This window comes from Magnetofaba australis IT-1 (genome assembly GCF_002109495.1).
Lineage (GTDB): Bacteria > Pseudomonadota > Magnetococcia > Magnetococcales > Magnetococcaceae > Magnetofaba > Magnetofaba australis.
The window spans coordinates 195,502-214,396 of the sequence record NZ_LVJN01000021.1 but is presented as its reverse complement, the minus strand read 5'-3'; the positions used below and the strand labels follow the sequence as shown (position 1 = coordinate 214,396).

General features: G+C 64.2%; 15 protein-coding genes. 10 read left to right on the top strand and 5 right to left on the bottom strand.

Features of this window, described 5'->3' with window-relative positions; translation table 11 throughout:
* Positions 1-166 precede the first annotated feature (166 nt).
* Positions 167-1,159 (top strand): ferrochelatase, encoded by a 993-nt coding sequence (gene hemH, locus MAIT1_RS19720; RefSeq protein WP_085446611.1) that lies wholly within the window; start codon positions 167-169, stop codon positions 1,157-1,159.
* On the opposite strand, the gene MAIT1_RS19715 is transcribed toward hemH, so the two are convergent.
* Together MAIT1_RS19715 and MAIT1_RS19710 are read right to left on the bottom strand one after the other, a co-directional pair.
* Complete coding sequence (locus tag MAIT1_RS19715) at positions 1,129-1,803, bottom strand: hypothetical protein (RefSeq protein WP_085446609.1); 675 nt, start codon at positions 1,801-1,803, stop codon at positions 1,129-1,131. The genes hemH and MAIT1_RS19715 overlap by 31 nt on opposite strands.
* The gene (locus MAIT1_RS19710; protein WP_158089641.1) at positions 1,796-4,786 is read right to left on the bottom strand and encodes an ATP-binding protein; all 2,991 of its coding nucleotides are present in this window, start codon (positions 4,784-4,786) and stop codon (positions 1,796-1,798) included. Before MAIT1_RS19710 ends, MAIT1_RS19715 begins: the two co-directional genes overlap by 8 nt.
* Here MAIT1_RS19710 and MAIT1_RS21675 point away from each other — a divergent pair.
* The 9 genes from MAIT1_RS21675 (at position 4,785) to MAIT1_RS21945 (ending at position 15,597) form a co-directional block, all read left to right on the top strand.
* Positions 4,785-6,203 (top strand): metallophosphoesterase, encoded by a 1,419-nt coding sequence (locus tag MAIT1_RS21675; protein WP_158089640.1) that lies wholly within the window; start codon positions 4,785-4,787, stop codon positions 6,201-6,203. The genes MAIT1_RS19710 and MAIT1_RS21675 overlap by 2 nt on opposite strands.
* Complete coding sequence (locus MAIT1_RS19695) at positions 6,200-9,673, top strand: AAA family ATPase (RefSeq protein WP_085446603.1); 3,474 nt, start codon at positions 6,200-6,202, stop codon at positions 9,671-9,673. The genes MAIT1_RS21675 and MAIT1_RS19695 overlap by 4 nt, the downstream gene beginning before the upstream one ends.
* A gap of 137 nt (positions 9,674-9,810) precedes the next feature.
* Positions 9,811-11,808, top strand: a complete 1,998-nt coding sequence (locus MAIT1_RS19690; protein ID WP_158089639.1) for a putative bifunctional diguanylate cyclase/phosphodiesterase — start codon at positions 9,811-9,813, stop codon at positions 11,806-11,808.
* 115 nt (positions 11,809-11,923) lie between these two features.
* Complete coding sequence (locus MAIT1_RS19685) at positions 11,924-12,928, top strand: cation diffusion facilitator family transporter (RefSeq protein WP_085446599.1); 1,005 nt, start codon at positions 11,924-11,926, stop codon at positions 12,926-12,928.
* 553 nt (positions 12,929-13,481) lie between these two features.
* Complete coding sequence (locus MAIT1_RS19680) at positions 13,482-13,883, top strand: hypothetical protein (RefSeq protein WP_085446598.1); 402 nt, start codon at positions 13,482-13,484, stop codon at positions 13,881-13,883.
* Positions 13,884-14,626: 743 nt separating this feature from the next.
* Positions 14,627-14,944 carry a hypothetical protein gene (locus MAIT1_RS19675; protein ID WP_085446596.1) on the top strand — a complete coding sequence of 106 codons (318 nt, stop codon included), beginning with the start codon at positions 14,627-14,629 and terminating at the stop codon, positions 14,942-14,944.
* Between the two features lie 157 nt (positions 14,945-15,101).
* The gene (locus tag MAIT1_RS21955; protein ID WP_158089638.1) at positions 15,102-15,245 is read left to right on the top strand and encodes a hypothetical protein; all 144 of its coding nucleotides are present in this window, start codon (positions 15,102-15,104) and stop codon (positions 15,243-15,245) included.
* Entirely contained in the window at positions 15,236-15,442 is a 207-nt protein-coding gene (locus MAIT1_RS21950) for an STAS domain-containing protein (protein ID WP_158089637.1), read from the top strand. Before MAIT1_RS21955 ends, MAIT1_RS21950 begins: the two co-directional genes overlap by 10 nt.
* Entirely contained in the window at positions 15,442-15,597 is a 156-nt protein-coding gene (locus tag MAIT1_RS21945; protein WP_158089636.1) for a hypothetical protein, read from the top strand. Before MAIT1_RS21950 ends, MAIT1_RS21945 begins: the two co-directional genes overlap by 1 nt.
* Positions 15,598-15,709: 112 nt before the next feature.
* Here MAIT1_RS21945 and MAIT1_RS19665 read toward each other — a convergent pair whose 3' ends face one another.
* The 3 genes from MAIT1_RS19665 to MAIT1_RS19655 all read right to left on the bottom strand — a co-directional run bounded on the left by MAIT1_RS19665 (position 15,710) and on the right by MAIT1_RS19655 (position 18,889).
* Entirely contained in the window at positions 15,710-17,707 is a 1,998-nt protein-coding gene (locus MAIT1_RS19665; protein ID WP_085446592.1) for a B12-binding domain-containing radical SAM protein, read from the bottom strand.
* Between the two features lie 385 nt (positions 17,708-18,092).
* The gene (locus MAIT1_RS19660) at positions 18,093-18,503 is read right to left on the bottom strand and encodes a hypothetical protein (protein WP_085446590.1); all 411 of its coding nucleotides are present in this window, start codon (positions 18,501-18,503) and stop codon (positions 18,093-18,095) included.
* Entirely contained in the window at positions 18,500-18,889 is a 390-nt protein-coding gene (locus MAIT1_RS19655; protein ID WP_085446588.1) for a response regulator, read from the bottom strand. The genes MAIT1_RS19660 and MAIT1_RS19655 overlap by 4 nt, the downstream gene beginning before the upstream one ends.
* Positions 18,890-18,895 lie beyond the last annotated feature (6 nt).

Below are 18,895 nucleotides of genomic sequence, written 5' to 3'. Positions count from 1 at the left end.
CGGGCAGGCGGTCAGCGAGCGGTGGTTTGAGGAAGTTGCTGTGACTCAGGCATAGCAAAATGTGACTTTCGCCGCAAGCGGGGGCGGGCGGCGCTCCTCTTTATTCTACGAATCTGCTATGTTGAGCGGATTAACAGGATAGTCAATCCATTAACAAGGAGCGCGCATGAGCACCCGTCACATCGGCGTTCTGCTGGTTCAGTTGGGCACCCCCGAAGCCCCCACCGCCGAGGCGCTGCGGCCCTATCTGCGACAGTTCCTCTCCGACCGCCGGGTGGTGGATCTGAGCCGACTGATCTGGTTGCCGCTGCTGCATGGGATCATTCTACGCACCCGGCCCAAACGCTCGGCGGCGCTGTATGCCAAAATCTGGGGCGCCGATGGCCGCTCGCCGCTACTGGCGGCCACCGCCGATCTTGCAGCCAATGTCGCTAAACAGCTACCGGACGCCGTCACCGTGCGCTACGCCATGCGCTACGGATCGCCCGCGGTGGATGCGGTGATTGAACAGATGTTGGACGCTGGCGTAACCCACCTGCTCACTATTCCGCTGTTTCCCCAATACGCCAGCGCCACCACCGCTTCGGTGATCGACGCCGTCTACGCCGCCGTGGCCCCGCGCCGGGGGGTGCCGTCACTGCGCTTTGCCGAACCCTACTACGCCCATCCCGACTACGTGCGTGTGCTGGCGGCCAGCATCGCGCCGCATCTGCAGGCTGAGGCGGGGCGGACGCCGCCGCATCTGCTGTTCTCCTTCCATGGCGAGCCGCAGCGCTATGTGGATGAGGGCGACCCGTATGAGACCCAGTGTCGCCACAGCGCCCAGGTGACCGCAGACGCCCTGGGGCTGAGCGCGGAGCAGTGGAGCGTGGCGTTCCAGTCGCAGTTCGGCAAAGAGCCGTGGATCGGCCCCGCCACCGATGCGCGCTTGGCGGCGTTGCCGGGGGAGGGGATCAAACGGGTGGTGACGGTGTGCCCGGGATTCGCCGCCGACTGCCTGGAGACGCTGGAGGAGATCGCCATGGAGGGTCGCGAGACCTTTCTGCAGGCGGGCGGCGAGGCGTTCGACTATATCCCCTGTCTCAACGCAGGGGATGAATGGGCGGCGGCGCTGGCGGCGATCATCCGTCAGGAGTTGGGCGGCTGGCTGGAATCCTGAGAAGCCAATGCGCGGGCGCGGGCGTCGAATGCGGCGAAGGAGCCGATCTTCACAGGAGGGAATGGTGGATACGCGCTTTCAGCGGGGAGTTCGGAGAGGACGGTATGTCCGTCTTCAGCGCACCAAATTCCCAGAACCACACGTTGGTCAATAGTGAGGGTTGGGGACTCTGGTTGATGTTCAAAGAAGATCAGGAGCGCGCTTGTGCGTCCATTCGGCCAATATTTCGCGAGGATTTCACCAGACTCTCTGAAGCTTCTGATAATGCCTGGAGCTTTCTTATAGACGCCTTGATGCGCTATCAGTTTTCGTCGCCATCTGGATTTTAGGGCGGCATGTTCATTCCACAATGCCAGAGTGATCAGCGCGGTGATCTCCAAAAACGCGATCCCCGCGTATTGTGCGTCGGCATGCGCCATTCCCGCCAGAAGCATGAGCAAAATATAGAGCCCGACTGCGAGCAGTCCGCCCCAGCAACTGGGAATGAGGCGAAACGCGGCTTTGGTCGGCGCCAGCAGCATCTCTCCCAATAGCCACTCCAGATTGAAGGTCGCTCGCCACTGCCGTTGCATCCACGCGCGTCGACCGGCACTCAAATAGGCGATGCGGGCCGCAGGATCGCGCAGCGCCTGCCACTCACCCATCAGCGTCCACCGCCTCCTGATGAGACGTCGCTGCGCCCGGGGCGATCTGCGCCAGAATCTGCTTGAGCCGCTCCAAGCGCACCGGCTTGGCCATCACATCGTTCATGCCAGCGTCGAAACAGGTCTCGATGCTCTGCTTCACCACATCGGCGGTCAGCCCGATGATGGGGGTGTAGCCGCCGCGCTCCTGCTCGATGGCGCGGATGCGCCGCGTGGCCTCCAACCCATCCACGCCGGGCATGCGCAGATCCATGAACACCAGATCGAAGATGCCGGATTTGAAGCGGTCGATCCCCTCGGCGCCGTCGTTGGCGAAGGTGACGCGGCAGCTCATCTGCTGCAACAGGGTGGCGGCCACCTGCTGATTGACCGGATCATCCTCCACCAGCAGCACGTGGATCTCACGTTCGGCCTGGGCGTGGGGCGCGGCGTGCAGCGCGTTGTCCTGGGGGCTGGTCTCCTCGGCGGCGGGCAGCGCCGGGATGCGGCAGTGGAAGCGGCTGCCGCGTCCGGGCGCGCTCTGCGCCTCCACTTCGCCGCCCATGGCGGTGACCAGCCGCTGCACGATGGCCAGCCCCAGCCCACTGCCGCCATGGGTGCGGGCGATGGAGTTGTCGGCCTGGGTGAAGGGGTCGAACAGGGTGTCGAGGGTGGCCGGGTCAAAGCCGATGCCGCTGTCGCTGACCGACGCCAGCAACGTTTCGGCCTCATAGTCGATGCGCACGCTCACTTCGCCCTCACTGGTGAATTTGAGCGCATTGCCCACCAGATTCATCAACACCTGACCAAAGCGCGCGCCATCGCCCATCACCCGGGAGGGCGTGCGCTGATCACAGGAGAGGGTCAGTTGCACCCCCTTGGCGTCGGCCAGATGGTGGAACATCGCCTCCAGACCGCTCAAGGCGTCGCGGGGGGCAAAGGGTTCATGGACCAGATGCAGCTCGTCGGCTTCGATGCGCGAGAAATCCAAAATATTGCTCAATAGCGCCAACAAACGCTCGGAGGAGCGCGCCATGATGTCGATGCGCTCGCGCAGCAGCGGCGTCATCTCCATATCCTGCAGACTCTCCAGCATGCCGATGACGCCATTGAGCGGGGTGCGGATCTCATGGCTCATGGTGGCCAAAAAGGCGCTTTTGGCCTGGGATGCGGCCTCGGCGCGCTCTTTGGCCGCTTGCAGAACCTGCTCATCGCGCTTGCGCTGGGTGATATCCACCAGGAAGCCTTCGTAAGCGGCCACGCCGCCCGCGCCGTTGGGCGCGCCCACGCCGCGATCCCAGATCCAGCGCGTTTCGCCGCTGCGATGGATGAGGCGATACTCCAGGGCGTAAGGACGTCCCGCCAGCGCCGCCGCCTGCATGCGCCGCAGCGCCCAGTCGCGATCCTCCGGGTGCACCAGATCCACAAACGCCACCGCATGGTTCTGCACCAGGTCCAACGCCGGATAGCCGGTCAACTCCTCCACCCCGTGGGAGAGCAGCTGCATGGCGTGGTCGGGGGTGTTGAGGCGGCGGTAGACCACGCCGGGGGCGTTATCCATGAGAGTGGAGAGCTGACGCTGCTGCTCGACTACCTGGTCATCGAGCTTGTTGGCGTATTTGGCCATGGATTGCAGCAGACGGCGATTTTCGTCAAACGCCTGATCGATGAGCTCAAACCAGGGTCGCCAAGGGCGCGGCGGGTTGGAGCGCGCCAAGGTTCCGTCGTCCATGCCCGAGAGCGCCGCCGAGCCGGAGCGGGCGTTGATGTGGGCCACCAACTGCAGCGCCGGGTTGATCATATTGCGCTGAATCAAGGCGCCGATGAGCAGCAGCAGCCCCATCACGCCGCCCAGAACCACCAGATAGGGCAACATGGCCGGTAGGGCGTGGGCGCGAATGGCGGCGCGCGGATAGGCGAGAATCAACACCCAGGGCGCCGGACTCAAGCGCTCGACGAACAGCATGTGATCTTTGACCAGCAGCGGCGCATCGCTGTTGAGCGCCTGTAGCACGCGGATAGGGGGGATTGAGTCGGGCAACACCTCGCGCAGGTCGCGCGTCTGTTTATCGGAATAGAGCGCGTGACGGTTGGAGGCCAACGCCTGCTGGGCATGGGATTCGCTCACGCGGGCGAATTTGGGGTCGTGCAGGCTCAAGCCCAGATTGGCCACCACCAGCGAGCCTTCGGTTTTGGGGAACTCATCGAGCAGGCGGGTGAGAAAACGCAGGGACAGATCCATGGCGGTCAGTCCCAGATAGCGGTCGCCGCGATAGACCGGCGCGCCGATGGTGGTGATCAATCCTTCGCCCACGTGGCCCACATAGGCGTCGGACCAGTAGGGCAGTCGTTCGGGGTTGCGGTCCGGCGCGGCGAGAGTGACGAAGGGGGCTTGGCGCACGGTGTGGAACAGTGCGCTGGCGCTGCCCACATCGCCGTCGCTGAGTAGTTTATTGACATCCTTATAGGGCGAGATAGCCAGCAGATCATCCTGAGACAGGTAGTAGATCCAGGTGATCTCCGGCGAGCGGCGCAGGATGGCGCCGTGTTGACTGATCAGATCGGGCAGGTGCTCCAATTGGCGACGCACTGATGCAGGCAGGCGCTCTGGATCGCCCAAGCCAATGATGTTGCCCACCAGTCTGGGGCCATTGCCGATGCGCTGCGTCGCCAACTCAAACCGTTGTGCGCCGGAGTCGCCGTCTGCAACGATGCGCAAGTTATTGAACATGCTATCTTCGTGGGTCTCTTCGTGGGAGACGAAGGCCCACTGGCTCCACTCGCGTAGAGTCAAAACCTGAAAGTAGGCGCGGTCGATCTGCTCGCGCAGTTGCGAGGCTTTGTTGGCGGTGGATTCGCGCAGACTGCTGGCGATGCTCTGCTCTTCGATCTCGTAGCGCCACCAGATCAGCAGGGCGAAGATGGTGGTCAGCGCCAGACCGCTGAGGAGCAGCCACTGTCGATAGCGACGGGCCAATCGGTCCATGGAGGCGGTGTCAGCCATGGCGAAACAGATCACGCGGTCTGGAGGGAAGGAGCAACCGCCCAACGCGGTTGCGCGCGCAGTCATTATGGCCAACCGGGGCGTTGCGCGCAAAACAATTGCGTCCCAGCGCAACAATTCCGAGCGCGCGTTGCCGCGTGACGGCGTCGGCGGTATGCTGCGCGGCATGAGTGATCGCTTCCAATTCATCCACTGCGCCGATGTGCATCTGGACAGCCCGCTGACCGCTTTGAGCGCGCGCTTTGAGCACGCCGCCCAGCCGCCGGAGGGGTTGCCGCAGATCACCCGCCGCGCCTGGGATCGACTCATCGACCAAGCCATTGAGCGACGGGTGGCGTTTGTGCTGGCGGCGGGGGACCTGTTCGACGACGCCATCAAGGATTATCAAACCAGCCTCTACTTTGTGCGCAGTCTGGAGCGGCTGGAGGCGGCGGGGATTCCCCTGATCGCGGTGCGCGGCAACCATGACGCCGCCAATAAAGAGAACAAGACCCTGAGTTTGCCGCCCAACGTGACCTTTCTGTCGGAATCCAAAGCCGAAACGCTGCTGCTCGATGAGTGGGACGTCGCCATTCACGGGCGCGGCTATGCGCGGGTGGAGACCCGGGAGAGTCTGCTGCCCGGTTACCCGCCGCCCAGCGCAGGACGCCTGAATATCGGTCTGCTGCACACGGCGTTGAGCGGACGCGGCGAGCACGCCAACTATGCGCCGTGTGACGAAGCGGATCTTATCGCCAAGGGCTATGACTACTGGGCGCTGGGCCATGTGCATCAGTGGGAGGTCCAGCATCAGCCGGGCGCGCCGTGGATCGTATTCCCGGGCAATCTGCAGGGGCGCAACATCCGCGAAACCGGCGTCAAGGGGTTCGCCCTGGCCACGGTGAGCGGCGGTGTGGTGGAGGATGTGGAGCGGATCCCCTGCGACGTGCTGCGCTGGGCCCATGCGCAGGCGGACTTGAAGGGCGCGACCAGCTTCGATACCGCCCAGGAGCTGATCGCCCATGCCTTGGGCGCCGCCCTGGCGGAGGCCCAGGGGCGTCCGTTGCTGGCGCGCGTCAGCCTCTTCAATGTGACGGCGGCGCTGCGCGGCGATGTGGAAAAGCTGTTGTTCGAGGCCCAACAGGAGGCCGAACGACTGAGCGATCAATTCTGGATCGAGAAGATTAAGACCCACGCGCCGCCGCCGGAGCCGCGCCGCGATGCGGTGGACAACGCCGACAGCTTGCTGGACGAGGCGCGCGCGCTGTTGGATGAGCCCGAAGTCCAGCAGGAGTTGGCGGCGCTGCGTGACGCCCTGCTCACGGCCAATCTGCCTGATGATGCGCGTAACGCATTGGCGCGCGAGCCGCTGGAGACGCTGCTGGAGGGGGCGCTGACGCGGTTGGATGAGGCGCTGCGCACGGAGCCGGAGGCATGAGGATTCAACGCCTGGATCTGATCCGTCACGGTCATTTCACCAACTTCTCTCTGGCGCTGGATGGCGACGGCCCAGCGCCGCAATTGACGGTGATCTGCGGCCACAACGAAGCGGGCAAGAGCACCACCCGGCGGGCGATTCTGGATCTGCTGTTTGGGTTCGGCCACCGCAGCGACGACGATTTTCTGCATCCGGGCAAGCTCCTGGTGGGCGCACAACTGCTCATCGACGGGCAAACGGTGGCGGTTCAGCGCCGCAAGGGGCGCGGCAAAACCCTGGAGAACAGCGCCAAACAGCAACTGGCCGACGACGCCGTGTTCCCCGACGCTCTGCGCCGCATGGGGCTGGAGGAGTATGCGCGGCTGTTCGGGCTCGACCACGCCATTCTGCGCGCCGGCGGCCAGGCGATGCTGACGTCGGGCGGCGAATTGGGTCACATCCTGCTCAGCGCGGGGGGCCATCTGCATGCGGCGCGGGCGTTGGAGCAGCAGTTGCGCGCCGATGCCGAAGAGCTGTTCAATCCCGAATTTCCGCGCCGCAACTCCGCCATCAAGACGTTGCTGGGCGCGCACCGGGAGCAGGCCGCGCTGGTCAAGCAGCGCAGCCTCAACGGTCGCCGCTGGCGCGAGGCCGAAGAGGCGGTGATACAGGCGCAGCAGCAGGAGCAGGCGCTGCAGGCCGAGCAGAGTCGGCTGGCCGTGCGCGAGCGCGAATTGACCCGCCTGAAAACGCTGATCCCCCTGCTGGCGCAGTGGGATCACATCATGGAACAACTGGCGCCAATGCAGGACGCCCCGCTGCTGGCCGCCGATTTGCGCGCGCGCTGGGAGGCGGCGCTGGCGGCGCGTCAACAGCGGCAGGCGCTATTGGATCAGCAGCGCGCCCGATTGCAGGCGGCGCGGACCAAACGCGACGCCCTGCCGCAGCGCGCCGCCATCGTCGATGTGGCCCAAGCGGTGCGCGCTCTGGGCAAACGCCGTGACGCCCTGCTCAACGCCCGCGCCGAGCAGCCGCAACTGCAGGCGGAGACCGACTTGCGCGCCACGGCGCTGCGCGCGCTGATGGCGGAGTTGGGCGTGGATGTGGCCGATTGGCGCGCCGCCCAGCGGGCGTTGCCCACCGAGGCGGCGCTGAACGAGGCGCGCGCGGCGTTGGCGGAGTTGACCGCGCTGCAGGCCAGGGCCGAGCAGGCGACGCAACAGGCGCAACAGGCGCGGCGCGCGCTGGAGACTGCCCAGGCCGAGGCCCCGCCGCAACCTGGTGATGACGCCGCCTTGTCGCACAGCGTGCAGCGGGTGCGCGAACAGAGCGATTTGTCCGATCACTGGGCGTCGGAGAGCAGCGTCGTCGCCGAGCGGTTGCAGGGGGAGTTGCACACCGCCCTGGCGGCGCTGCCGCTGTGGTCCGGCGACGCTGACGCCCTGGCGGCGCAGCCGCTGCCCGACGCGCGCGCGCTGGACCGTTTTGCGCAATCCTGGACGCAATCGGAGCAGGATCTGCGCGCCGCCGAGGCGGAGGCGACACGGCGGCGCCAAGCCGTGGCCGAGGTGGACGCCCGACAGGCGGAGTGGGCCGCCCAGGGGGCGTCGCCGCCCAGCCGCGAGCAGATCGCTGAAGCCCGCGCGCAGCGCGACGCCGAGCTGGAGGCGCTGACCCAACCGGATGCGGCGCAGTGGCCGCAAACCCTGGCGCGGGCGCGGCTGGCGGCGCAGACGGCGGATCAACTGAGCGATGCGGCGTTGGCCCAGGCGCAGCGGCTGCACGCCCAGGAGCGGTTGCGCCACGACGCCGCCCAGGCGCGCGCGGCGTTGACCCAGGCCGAGAGCGTGCAGCGGCAGGCGCAACAGAGCGTGGATGCGCTGGCGGCGGATTGGCGCGCGTTGTGGGCCGAGGCGCGGATCGAACCCTGGCCCCCCGCCGAGATGCGCGGCTGGTTGCGCAAACGCGAGGCGGCGTTGCAGCTCGCCGACAAACTGCGCGCCCAGCAGGCGGCGTTGGCGGCGCTGGGGCGACGGCGCGCCGAGGCGGCGCAGGAGATCGCCGAACAACTCAACGCAGTGCATGAAACGCCACAGCCGCAAGCCGAACTGGGCGCGCTGCTGCGCCAGGCGGAGAGCGTGTTGCGGCGCATCGCCCAGCAGCGCGAGGCGCGCAGTCGTTTCGAGGCGGCGCAGCAGACCCTGACGCAGCAGGCGCGGCAGCGCCGCGACGCCACTGACGCCGCGCGCGCGGCGTTGACCCAGGGCCAGCAGCGCTGGCGCCAGGCGGCGCAAGGATTGGGCGCGCCGGATCTGACGCCGCAGCAGGCGGGCGCGGCGTTGGCGCAGTGGCCCAAGGCGCGCGCCGAGATCGACGCCATCGCCGAACGCGATCAGCGTCTGCGGAGTCTGGACGCCGAAGAGGCGCAGTTCGCCGCCGAAGCCAAACGTCTGCAACCCATGGCGCAACTGCGCGACGCGCCGGAGGAGCCGCTGGCGTGGGCGGTGGCCGCTGAACAGGCGCTGGCCGACGCCCTGCGCCTGGAGACCCAACGCGAGAGCCTGATAGAGAGCGTGGCTGAGCAGGAGGCCGCCGAAGCGGGCGAACTCATCGCCCTGACCCGCGCCCAAGCCGAGGTCAATGCGCTGCTGGATCTCTGCCCCGGCGCCGATGTGCAGAGCATGGCGACCGCCATCGCCCGCAGCGAGCAGCGTCGCGCCCTGGAGCAGGAGCGCGATAAGTTGGCGTCGCACATCGTGCGGCAGGCGGCGCCGTGGAGTCTGGAGCAGGCGCGCAGCGCCGTCAGCAGCGCCGACGCCGAGGCCATGGATGTCGAGTTGGTCGCCCTGGAGCAGCGTCTGGCGGAACTCCATACGTTGGTTCCCGACGCCCGCGAGGCGCGGGTGCGCGCCCAAAGCGCGCTGCAGGAGCTCACCGCCCTGGGCTCCGCCGCCGCCGCCGAGCAGCAGCGTCAGAGCCTGGTGGCCGATCTCATCGACAACGGCGAGCAGTGGCTGCGCGAGGCGTTGGCCGCGCGTCTGCTCAGTCGCGCCATTGAGCGCTTCCGCGAGCGCCACAAGAGCCCCATTCTGGACCGCGCCAACGCCATCTTCACCCAGTTGACCGGCGGCTCCTTCCACGGCTTTTTGACCGATGAGGACGCCGCGGGCGGGGTGGTGTTGCAAGGACGGCGGCCCGATGACTCCCCTTGCCCCATCAGCGGCATGAGCGACGGAACCCAGGATCAGATGTATCTGGCGCTGCGCCTGGCCACGGTGGAGGCGCGCATTGCCGCCCACGGCCCTCTACCGTTTATCGCCGATGATCTGTTCGTGCACTTTGACGACGCGCGCGCCAGCGCCGGGCTCGACGCGCTGTTGGCGTTGGGCGAACAGACCCAAGTGTTGTTGTTCACCCACCACCCCCATCTGGCGGAACTGGCGCAGCGACGCGGCGGCGACGCTTGCCGGGTGATTGAACTGAGTCGTTAAGAATTGTTATATTCAGAGTTTCGGGTTGCCTTCGGGCGCGCCCATCCACACAATAAATGCCGTTCATCGTCGCATGTGCCGCCGATTCCCCCTCATTCCGTCCTGTTACAGGAGCCCCCCATGACCGGAGAGCCGCTATGTCCGGCATGATGTTGCGTCGTATTCTTATGGTCGCGGGCATTCTGGCGCTGACCCTGCTGGCCGCCCTGCCGCATATCAGCCCCGTCCCCGCCAATCCGTTGCAAACCCCCTGGCCGCTGCTCACCGTATTTGGTCTGGCGCTGTTGACCCTGGCCGCCTTGGGGCGTCAGGCCAGCCTGAATGACGCCCTGCACGCCACCCGTAACGAACTGGCGCTGCGCATCGCCGCGCATGAAGCGGAGTTGGAGGAGCTGCGTCTGGTGCGCCACGCCTTCCAGTTCACCAGCGAAGGGGTGGTGATCACCGACGTCAACGGTCATATCGTCGACGTCAATCCCGCTTTCACCGCCATCACCGGCTACGCCAAGTCCGAAGTGCTGGGCAAAGGCCCCAACGCCTTCCATTTCGCCAGTCCCGACCCCACCTTCTCGGCGCAGGTATGGGGGGAGCTGCGCGCGCGCGGGCGCTGGAGCGGCGAGGTCACCTGCCGTCGTCAAAATGGCGATCTCTATCCTGAGCTGATGGTTATCAACGCGGTGCGCAACGCTGCGGGCGTGGTGACCCACCACATCGCCCTGATCACCGATCTGTCCGAGGTGCGCTCCACCGAATCCCAGCTGCAGAAACTGGTCTATTTCGATGATCTGACCGGCCTGCCCAACCGCACCCTGTTCCAGGATCGCCTGAATCACGACATCGCTTTGGCGCGTCGTCACAAATACAAGCTGGCGGTGCTGTTTCTGGATCTGGACCGCTTTAAACGCATCAATGACACCCTCGGTCACGAAGTGGGCGACCGTCTGCTCAAGCAGGTGGCCGAACGGCTGGCGCTGTGCGTGCGCAGCGCCGACACCGTGGCGCGCAATGATGAGCTGGGCGATGAGAGCGCTGGTCGCGAGGCCACCGTGGCGCGCATGTGCGGCGATGAGTTCACCCTGGTGCTCACCGACGTTAAACAGTCGGAGGGGGCGGCCATTGTCGCCCAGCGCATCAACGAGGCGCTGTCGCGTCCGTTCGAGGTGGATGGTCATGAACTGGTGGTGACCGCCAGCATCGGCGTGTCGCTGTTCCCGGAGGATGGCGATAGCTGTCCCACCCTGGCGCAGTGCGCCGATCTGGCCATGAGCCGGGCCAAATCCGCTGGCCGCAACACCTATCGCTTCCACTCCATGGAGCAGGATCGCCGCGGCGCCGAACGGCTGGCGCTGGAGAGCGATCTGCGCCGCGCGGTGGAGAACGGCGAGCTGGAGGTTTACTACCAGCCCAAGGTGCGCCCCACCGACCACCGTATCGTGGGCATGGAGGCGCTGATGCGCTGGCCCAGTCCCAAACGCGGCATGGTCTACCCCACCCAGTTCATTCCCCTGGCCGAAGAGTGTGGCCTGATCGTGCCCATGGGGCGCTGGGTGCTGCAACGCGCCTGCGCCGACGCCCAGCAACTCAGCCAACTGCTGGGCGAGCCGCTACGGGTGGCGGTCAATCTCTCCAGCAACCAGATGCGTCACGATGATATCAGCGCCCGGGTGGCCGAGGCGTTGGCGGCGGCGCAGCTGCCCGCCGAGCAGTTGGAGCTGGAGGTGACCGAGTCGCTGATGATCCACAATATGAAGGCCGCCGTGGCGCTGCTGAATGATCTGCGCGCGCGCCGGGTGCGCATCGCCATGGATGACTTCGGCGTCGGCTACTCCTCCCTGAGCCAACTGGCGCATCTGTCGCTGGACGTGCTCAAGATCGATCGCGCCTTTGTGCGCAATATGGAGCAGGATGCAGGCAACGCCGCCATCATCGAAGCGATCATCAATCTGGCCGCCAACCTCAAGCTGGAGGTGGTGGCCGAAGGCGCTGAAACCCTGGATCAGGTCACCCGGCTCAAGGATTTGGGGTGTGATCTGATTCAGGGCTACTACTACAGCAAACCGCTGTCGTTGGCGGACCTCATCGCCGCGCTGCAGCAGGGCGCAACCTTCCCCCGCGAAGTGGATGGAGAGATCTGACTCGCCTGGCGCCGCCGCCAGCTCCAGGTTCTGATTGACGCCTCTCCGGCATCAGATTATGATGATAATGGTTCGTATTTCCTTTTTGCGCGCCATTGGAAGGATCATCTGACGCATGAACGCACCCTCCTCCCGTTGCTGCCCTTACGATCTGGACGCCCATGTGGCTGATACCCGCGCCAGCGAGCGCCGCACCTGGTGGGTGATCGGCCTGACGCTGGTGACGATGATCGCCGAGATCGCTGCAGGTATGATCACCGGCTCCATGGCGTTGCTGGCCGACGGCTGGCACATGGGCACCCACGCCGCCGCATTGGGCATCACCGCCTTCGCCTATTGGTACGCTCGCAGCCGCAGCGGCGATGCGCGCTTTACCTTCGGCTCCGGCAAGGCCGCCAGTCTGGGCGGCTTCGCCAGCGCGGTGTCGCTGGCCATGGTGGCGCTGCTGATGGCCGGGGAGTCGCTGCATCGACTGCTCAATCCGCAGACCATCCATTTTCGCGAGGCGATGGCGGTGGCGGCGCTGGGGTTGGCCATCAATCTCCTCAGCGCGTGGCTGCTGGGGGGCGACCATCACGGTCACGATCATGGCCACAGTCACGGGCACGGGCACGGGCACGGGCACGGGCACGGGCACGGGCACGGTCACGACCATGGCCATGCGCATCATGACCACGACGATCATCATCACGACCATCATGATCACGGCGTGGACCACAATCTGCGCGCGGCGTTTCTCCATGTGATGGCCGATGCGGTCACCTCGGTGGCGGCGATCATCGCTCTGGCGGCGGGAATGTGGTGGGGCTTGGGTTGGCTCGACCCGGTGATGGGGCTGGCTGGTTCGCTGCTCATCGCGGTGTGGTCGTGGGGGCTGCTGCGGCAGACCGCCCGCGTGCTGCTGGACGCCGAGGACACCCGCGAGCTGGAGCAGAGCATCCGCCGCGTGGCGCAGGAGAGCGGCTATGGCGCGGCCACCCATCTGCACGTGTGGCGCGTCAGCCCCCAGGGTTTCGCCTGCATCATTGCGGTGGACCATCCTGGCGGCGAGGGGCTGCGTGCGGCGTTGGAGTCGCGCCTGCCGCAGTTGGCCCACGTCACCGTGGAGGCGTCGGCGTAGCGTCATCGTGTGTGGCCTGCACAGAACGGCCAATGTTTGCGTGACGTAGGCTGAGCTTGCGCTGACTATTGGCCGCCGACTGGTCGGCGGCGGGGTCTGGGGGCCGCGCCCCCAGCAGGTGTGGGCGGAGCCCACGGTTTGGTCGTTGGGGAGCTCGAGGGCGCATCCCTCGATATCTTCCATCGCCAAAACCGCCAATATCCAATTTTGAATTCGACTGACTCTCCCTCCCCAGCGGCAAAAATCGCCCATCGGTTTCCAACAGACCAACGCAGGCGGCGCCTTTTTCCACCCGCCGGTCAAATTTTCCCACCACCCGTTCCCACTTTTTTCCATTTGCGGCGCCCATCCGGCCTCTGTAATGGCCCGACGCGACACGTTTTACCAATGGCAAATCATTATGTTAAGTGGTGTTGGCAATAACTGGCACGCAACCTGTAATAGAGAGAGGCAAGCGGGGCGCACACCGCCCGCCCACACAACCGATGATTCCCTGGCCGCACCGAGTTGATCGGCTAGAAACCATACAGAGATGACCCCAAGGAGTATTGCCATGTTCGCCACCATTACCTCCGCCAGCGCCGCCGCCAACCCCTTCGTCGGCCAACTCACCGCCAACAGCGCGCAGAGCGTTAACGAAGAGAGCGCCGCCGCTCGTCGCGTGATGCGTCAGCCGGTGGAGGGGACCCCGGTGAGCCCGTCGCGTCTGCGTCTGGCCATGAGCGAGGGGAGCCTGGAAGGGGCGTTTGATCAGATTCGCCAGGCCGCGCAGCTCGATCCGGCCAGCCTGCTGACCGCCCACGGCGCGGCCAATGAGTCGCGCATCTCCGAGGATGTGGCGCAACTGCTGCGCGAGGCGCGGGAGCTCTCCGCCGGGACCAGCGCCGAGCGCGTGAGCCAGGAGGCCAGCGCCGATGGCGTGGCTCAAGAGAATCTGGCCGCCGCCGGTCTGTAAAGTCGCCATTGAGCGATATAGTCAGTCAAATTCAGAATTGAACATTGGTGGTTTTGGCGATGGAAGATATCGAGGGCTTTGCCCTCGAGCTCCCAACGACCAAACCGTGGGGCTCCGCCCCACACCCTGCTGGGGGCGCGGCCCCCAGACCCCGCCGCCGACCAGTCGACGGCCAATAGTCAGCGCGAGCCGGGCCTACGTCACGCAAACATTGGTCGTTCTGTGCAGTTTTGGTTTTGATTTATTTATAACGTCCGGTCGTTGGCCATCGCTTGGGTCAACGGTACGCCACACCGGACGTTGGGTCCGCGCGATCCCCCAACAGTTGCGATTCGCGGCGCAACCGGTGAAAACGGGGTAGGGTCAAGGCCATCGATCCCGGACCATGGGATCGCGGCGGCGGGGCGAACTCGGGAGCCCCCGTCGCCGCAGATCCCAAAATCTCTTTCGCTTTTTTCTCTCTACTCTTCTCCAGAGTGTGCGCACGGCCCCTTGTGGGCCGTTTTTTTTGTCCGCAATCCACCCCCGCCAGCGACGCATGGGTGACGCTCAATCATCAGCAGCGGCGTTGAGTTTCCGTCGCCTGCGTGTGAAATTCAAAATAATCATTATGTTAAGAGTGGCGCCGTTTATGCTTCTTGCTTGAGTAGAGGAGTCCCACAGGCCGCATGGATGCGGCGACGATTTCGGCTCGGGCCGCCCAGAGATTGCGCCCCAATGAGCAGGTTGGAAAGGAGTCTCCCATGATCCCCATTCAAGCTTCGGCGCCGACCCCGTCCGGGGGTTACAACGCCTACTCCCGCGCCCACAGCGCCGCCCAGCGCGCGCGTCGCAACAGCGATGACGCCTCTGTGGCCGCCTATCGCGCCTCTTCTTTGAACCAAGACGCCGCCATCGTGGAGTGGAGCGATGGCCAGGAGTCAGCGAACGTCACGCGCCGTCGCGTGGGCGGCAATCCCTCTGCGCCCACCGAATCCGGTCTCTCCCGCCAGGGTGTGCGCGCCTACGCCGCCGCGCTCTCCGCCAGCCAAGGGGAGGGCGGGTTCTCGCGCCAGGCGTGAATTGGACTGAGATGTATTATTAGTTAGATCGATAGGCATATTGACAATTTTTGCTCAACTGTTTATCTCTTGTTTACCTGGATAACAAAATCCGCATAGATCCGCCTGCCCTCGCTACCTACACTAAAAATGAGGCAAAACCAGCAGGGTGGACGCAATGATCAAGTTGCAGATCCAGAAGCGAGGCGCAGGACGCGCCGAATTGCTGATTCGCGGGGCGTTCACGGTGCGTTGCGCCGATGTTTTCCAGCGCATGCAGAGAGCGCATTGGCAGATTGTGAGCGTCTGTGTGTGGATCTAAGCCGCACGGTGTGTGTGGATCAAGCTGGGCTGGGCATGTTGATGGGGCTGCGTGAGAGCTGCGCCGTTGGCGCACGCATTACGCTGAACAACCCTGGCAAGCAAGTGAAGAAGATGTTTGAAGTAACTGGTTTTGAACAAGAATTTGAGATCGTTTATCACACAGGACAGGTTTCGGCCTGGAAAGGAGCGGCGTGATGACTCTGTTTAACGCGCACCTGCACCCTACTCCGTTTTTTGATCGCTGCATCGTCTGTCTGGAGCGATGGGGCTGGATTTTGATGGCGCTGGCGTTTATCGCCTTTACCGCGTTGGCGGTGATGGGCGGGATGGGTCTGTTCGGCTTGCTGTAATTCCCGTCAGCCAGGTTGGGGTCCGTTATTGGCAATGGACCAACTCTTCTGCGTCACGCTGCGCGCCTGCAAAAGTCAGTTGCGGAAAGCGCGCGGCATCTGCACGGCGTGATCAGGCGTTGGCGGCGCGTTTTTCCAGTTCCAGCCCCGAGTCGTTGCGCCATTGGGCTTGTAGAATATTCGCCCCGCTTTTGCGTCCCCACAGCACGTTCTTACGCATGAATGTCTTCAGGTCATCGGGATCAAACAGTCGCTCTTCTATGATCAACGTCTGCGGCTGACGCGCCACGGCGATGGGTTCGTTGCCGGTGATGCGGTCGAAGTACTGCGGCAGATTGTAATCAAACGCGATGTTCAACTCTGCGGGCGGATGCAGCGTGGGCAGGCGCAGCTTTTGATAGAGGATCGCCTCGCGCATCTCCTCGGGGTCGAACGCCACCCCCTGTTGAGTGAGGAACCAACTGGTAAAGGCGGCCAGTTCGTCATACACGCGATCGGTCTGCTGACAGATCTGCACAAACCCCACCTCTTCGGGCTCCCAGTAGATCTCGCCATACTCCGGCTTCTCCACCCCGCGCCCCTGCCCAGTCAGCATACGCCCCAGATGTGCGCGACAATCGCTGATGTAAACACTTTGCATCCAGCTCTGTTGGGCCTCGGGCCACTCACCGGCGATCAGCGCATCGATGATGGCGATGTAGTCCACGCCGAAGCGATCGTGCATCCACGCCAGCCAGAAGAAGCCCGCTTTCATGCTGTGCAGCAGCATGGTGGTCCAGTTGAAGATCACGGCGCGCTCCCAATCCGCCTGCGGCATGGTGGCGGTGCTGACCACCATATCGTAGTACTCGGAGACCAGCGCGCTGTTGCGCACCGAGGCGTGGATCTCGTTCACCGGCAGGCGGATGGAGCGGATTTGATGACGCTGGATGTAGTCCGGGTGGGTCATCTCCGTGTTTTCATACAGTTCGCAGAAGTAGAGGAACAGCTGGTTCTTCAGGCCAGAGCACAGCATCACCTCAATGCCTTTGCGCCAACTCTCCAGGGTCTCGCCGGGCAGGCCGAGGATCAGCTCGGAGTAGACCGGGATCTCCGCTTCATTGAAGCGGCGCTGCAGCGTGCCCATGGTCTCGAGCTTGATGTTCTTGCGCTTGATATGGGAGAGAGTCTCGGGGTTGTAGCTCTGCGGGCTGATGGTGATGCCCTTTTCCAGCTCATAGGCGTGGAACAGTTGAGCGATGGCGAAGATCTTCTCGTCGGTATTCTTGCCATAGCAGGTGCGGAACTTCTCCGGGAAGCCGAACTCCTGCTTGGTGTCCACCAGGTACTGGGCGATTTCGCTGTCGCGTCGGTGGGCGCCGAAGTTGGAGTCGGCGTTGAAGACGTAGCGAATATTGTTCTCGGCGAACCAACGGATCTCCGCCTGCACCCGCTCCAAGCTGTGGAAGCGGTACTTCTCCGACAGGCCGCCCTTGCCCCAGTTGCAGAAGGTGCAGCCGTAGGGGCAGCCACGATTGGTTTCAATGATGGCTTGAAACTCGATGTGCGGATTGTTGGCCATCAACTGGTCATACAGACCAGAGAGGTAGGGCGAGGGGTATTCGTCCAGATCGCGGCTGGGGTGGGCTTCCAACGGTTCGCGCACCACCTGACCATTGATCTCTTTCCAGGAGATTCCCGGCACGCCGTCAAAGCCGCGCCCCTCAATGATGCGTTCGAGCAGCAGGGTGAAGGTGTCCTCCCCTTCGCCGCGTACGGTCACGTCAATATAGGGGTGTTCATCGAAGTAGCGCTGGGCGTCATACGGCACCTGCACGCCGCCGAACAGAATGATGCATTCGGGATTGGCCTCTTTGATAGCGCGCGCGGTGTTCAGGCTCAACTGCTCGTTCCACATGGAGACGGAGAAGGCGGCCACATCCACTGGGCCCATATCCTTGAGCACCTGCTCCAGAGGCTGAACATGGAAGCGGAACGGCAGGAATTCACACTGTTGGCGAATGCGGTCATTGCGTTGCGCGGCGCCTTGCAGCAAACCGGAAACCAGCGGCAGGAAGGTGACGTTTCCCATCAAGACATTGAATTCGCACAATTGCACGCGATACGTCATTAGAGACCTCTAAATATGGGATTCGAGCCGGGCGGGTTGCGACAAATGACAATGGGATTCGGCGCGGTTGCTCCGTCGAGGCGATCCATCGAAAAAATATGGGTCAACTCAGGGCCAGTTGTATGAGTGGCGCTGATAAAGGGATGTTCCTGAACAAAGCAGAGAAAATGGCTGGGAAGGATCAACCCAAGCGCATCATATATACCTTTGATACCAGGATTTGACAAGCAAAAGTGGGTGTTGCGCTGCGGCATGGCGGGATTGTCGGTGGGCGAATGTGCTCGCAAACCAATTCAGATGGGATTGGCGTCAGGTGGCTCGGACGCGCCGAAACGCCCGATGTGCAGAGCTGAGTCCGCTCGGTTTGGCCAGCGGCGGTCTGGGTTCAGCGACCGTAGCGGTGTTCGCGAATCGCCAACGCCGCCATCAGCAGCGGAAACACCACCAACAGACCGAATAGACGCTGAGGATGGTCCCAGTGCGGGACAAACTCTATGAGCAGACCGTCGCGTTTGGCCCCAGCCATGGCGGTGACGCTGGCGGCGAACAGGGTGGTGAGCTGCGCCTGCATGGCCGGATGCGGGGGGAGGCGATCGCGAAACCGCCACATGGTTGCGCCGCTGATATTGGCCAGCGCCCAGGCGCTCAGAAACAGTGCGCCGAGCATAGGCAGCTCCTCCACCCACGCCAGCCCCACCGGCAGCAGCCAGAACGAAAAGCCGATGGTGGCGCCAAACCAGGCGGCGGCGTTCCACTGCAGCGGACCGCTGCCGGTCATGGGCGTGATGCGACTCATGATTTGGCCGCGCCTTTGGACCCGATCAGGCTCTCCACCAAATCCAGCAGTTGCGCGTTTTCAAACGGTTTGCTCAGGGTGGCGGCGGCGCCCATATCCTCGGCCACCGACAGGTAGTCGATGCTGTGCAGGCGCCCGCCGCCGGAGATGACGATCACTGGCGCGTCGCCCTTGTTGGCGGAGCGGAACTGCATGAGGAACTCCACCCCGTCCATGTTGGGCATGATGATGTCGGTGATGATCAGATCGAATGACTCTTTCTTGAGCGTGTCGATCCCCTCTTTGCCGTCTGCGCGGGCGGTGACGGTGTGGCCGGAACGCTTCAGCAGCGTCTCCAGAGTGAACCGCACCCGCGCGTCGTCGTCGATCAACAGAATATGCGCCATGGCGTC

Coding starts and splice junctions, on each gene's coding strand:
- hemH (WP_085446611.1), top strand. CDS start 167: ATGAGCACCCGTCACATCGGCGTTCTGCTGGTTCAGTTGGGCACCCCC.
- MAIT1_RS19715 (WP_085446609.1), bottom strand. CDS start 1,803: ATGGGTGAGTGGCAGGCGCTGCGCGATCCTGCGGCCCGCATCGCCTAT.
- MAIT1_RS21675 (WP_158089640.1), top strand. CDS start 4,785: ATGGCGAAACAGATCACGCGGTCTGGAGGGAAGGAGCAACCGCCCAAC.
- MAIT1_RS19710 (WP_158089641.1), bottom strand. CDS start 4,786: ATGGCTGACACCGCCTCCATGGACCGATTGGCCCGTCGCTATCGACAG.
- MAIT1_RS19695 (WP_085446603.1), top strand. CDS start 6,200: ATGAGGATTCAACGCCTGGATCTGATCCGTCACGGTCATTTCACCAAC.
- MAIT1_RS19690 (WP_158089639.1), top strand. CDS start 9,811: ATGTCCGGCATGATGTTGCGTCGTATTCTTATGGTCGCGGGCATTCTG.
- MAIT1_RS19685 (WP_085446599.1), top strand. CDS start 11,924: ATGAACGCACCCTCCTCCCGTTGCTGCCCTTACGATCTGGACGCCCAT.
- MAIT1_RS19680 (WP_085446598.1), top strand. CDS start 13,482: ATGTTCGCCACCATTACCTCCGCCAGCGCCGCCGCCAACCCCTTCGTC.
- MAIT1_RS19675 (WP_085446596.1), top strand. CDS start 14,627: ATGATCCCCATTCAAGCTTCGGCGCCGACCCCGTCCGGGGGTTACAAC.
- MAIT1_RS21955 (WP_158089638.1), top strand. CDS start 15,102: ATGATCAAGTTGCAGATCCAGAAGCGAGGCGCAGGACGCGCCGAATTG.
- MAIT1_RS21945 (WP_158089636.1), top strand. CDS start 15,442: ATGACTCTGTTTAACGCGCACCTGCACCCTACTCCGTTTTTTGATCGC.
- MAIT1_RS19665 (WP_085446592.1), bottom strand. CDS start 17,707: ATGACGTATCGCGTGCAATTGTGCGAATTCAATGTCTTGATGGGAAAC.
- MAIT1_RS19660 (WP_085446590.1), bottom strand. CDS start 18,503: ATGAGTCGCATCACGCCCATGACCGGCAGCGGTCCGCTGCAGTGGAAC.
- MAIT1_RS19655 (WP_085446588.1), bottom strand. CDS start 18,889: ATGGCGCATATTCTGTTGATCGACGACGACGCGCGGGTGCGGTTCACT.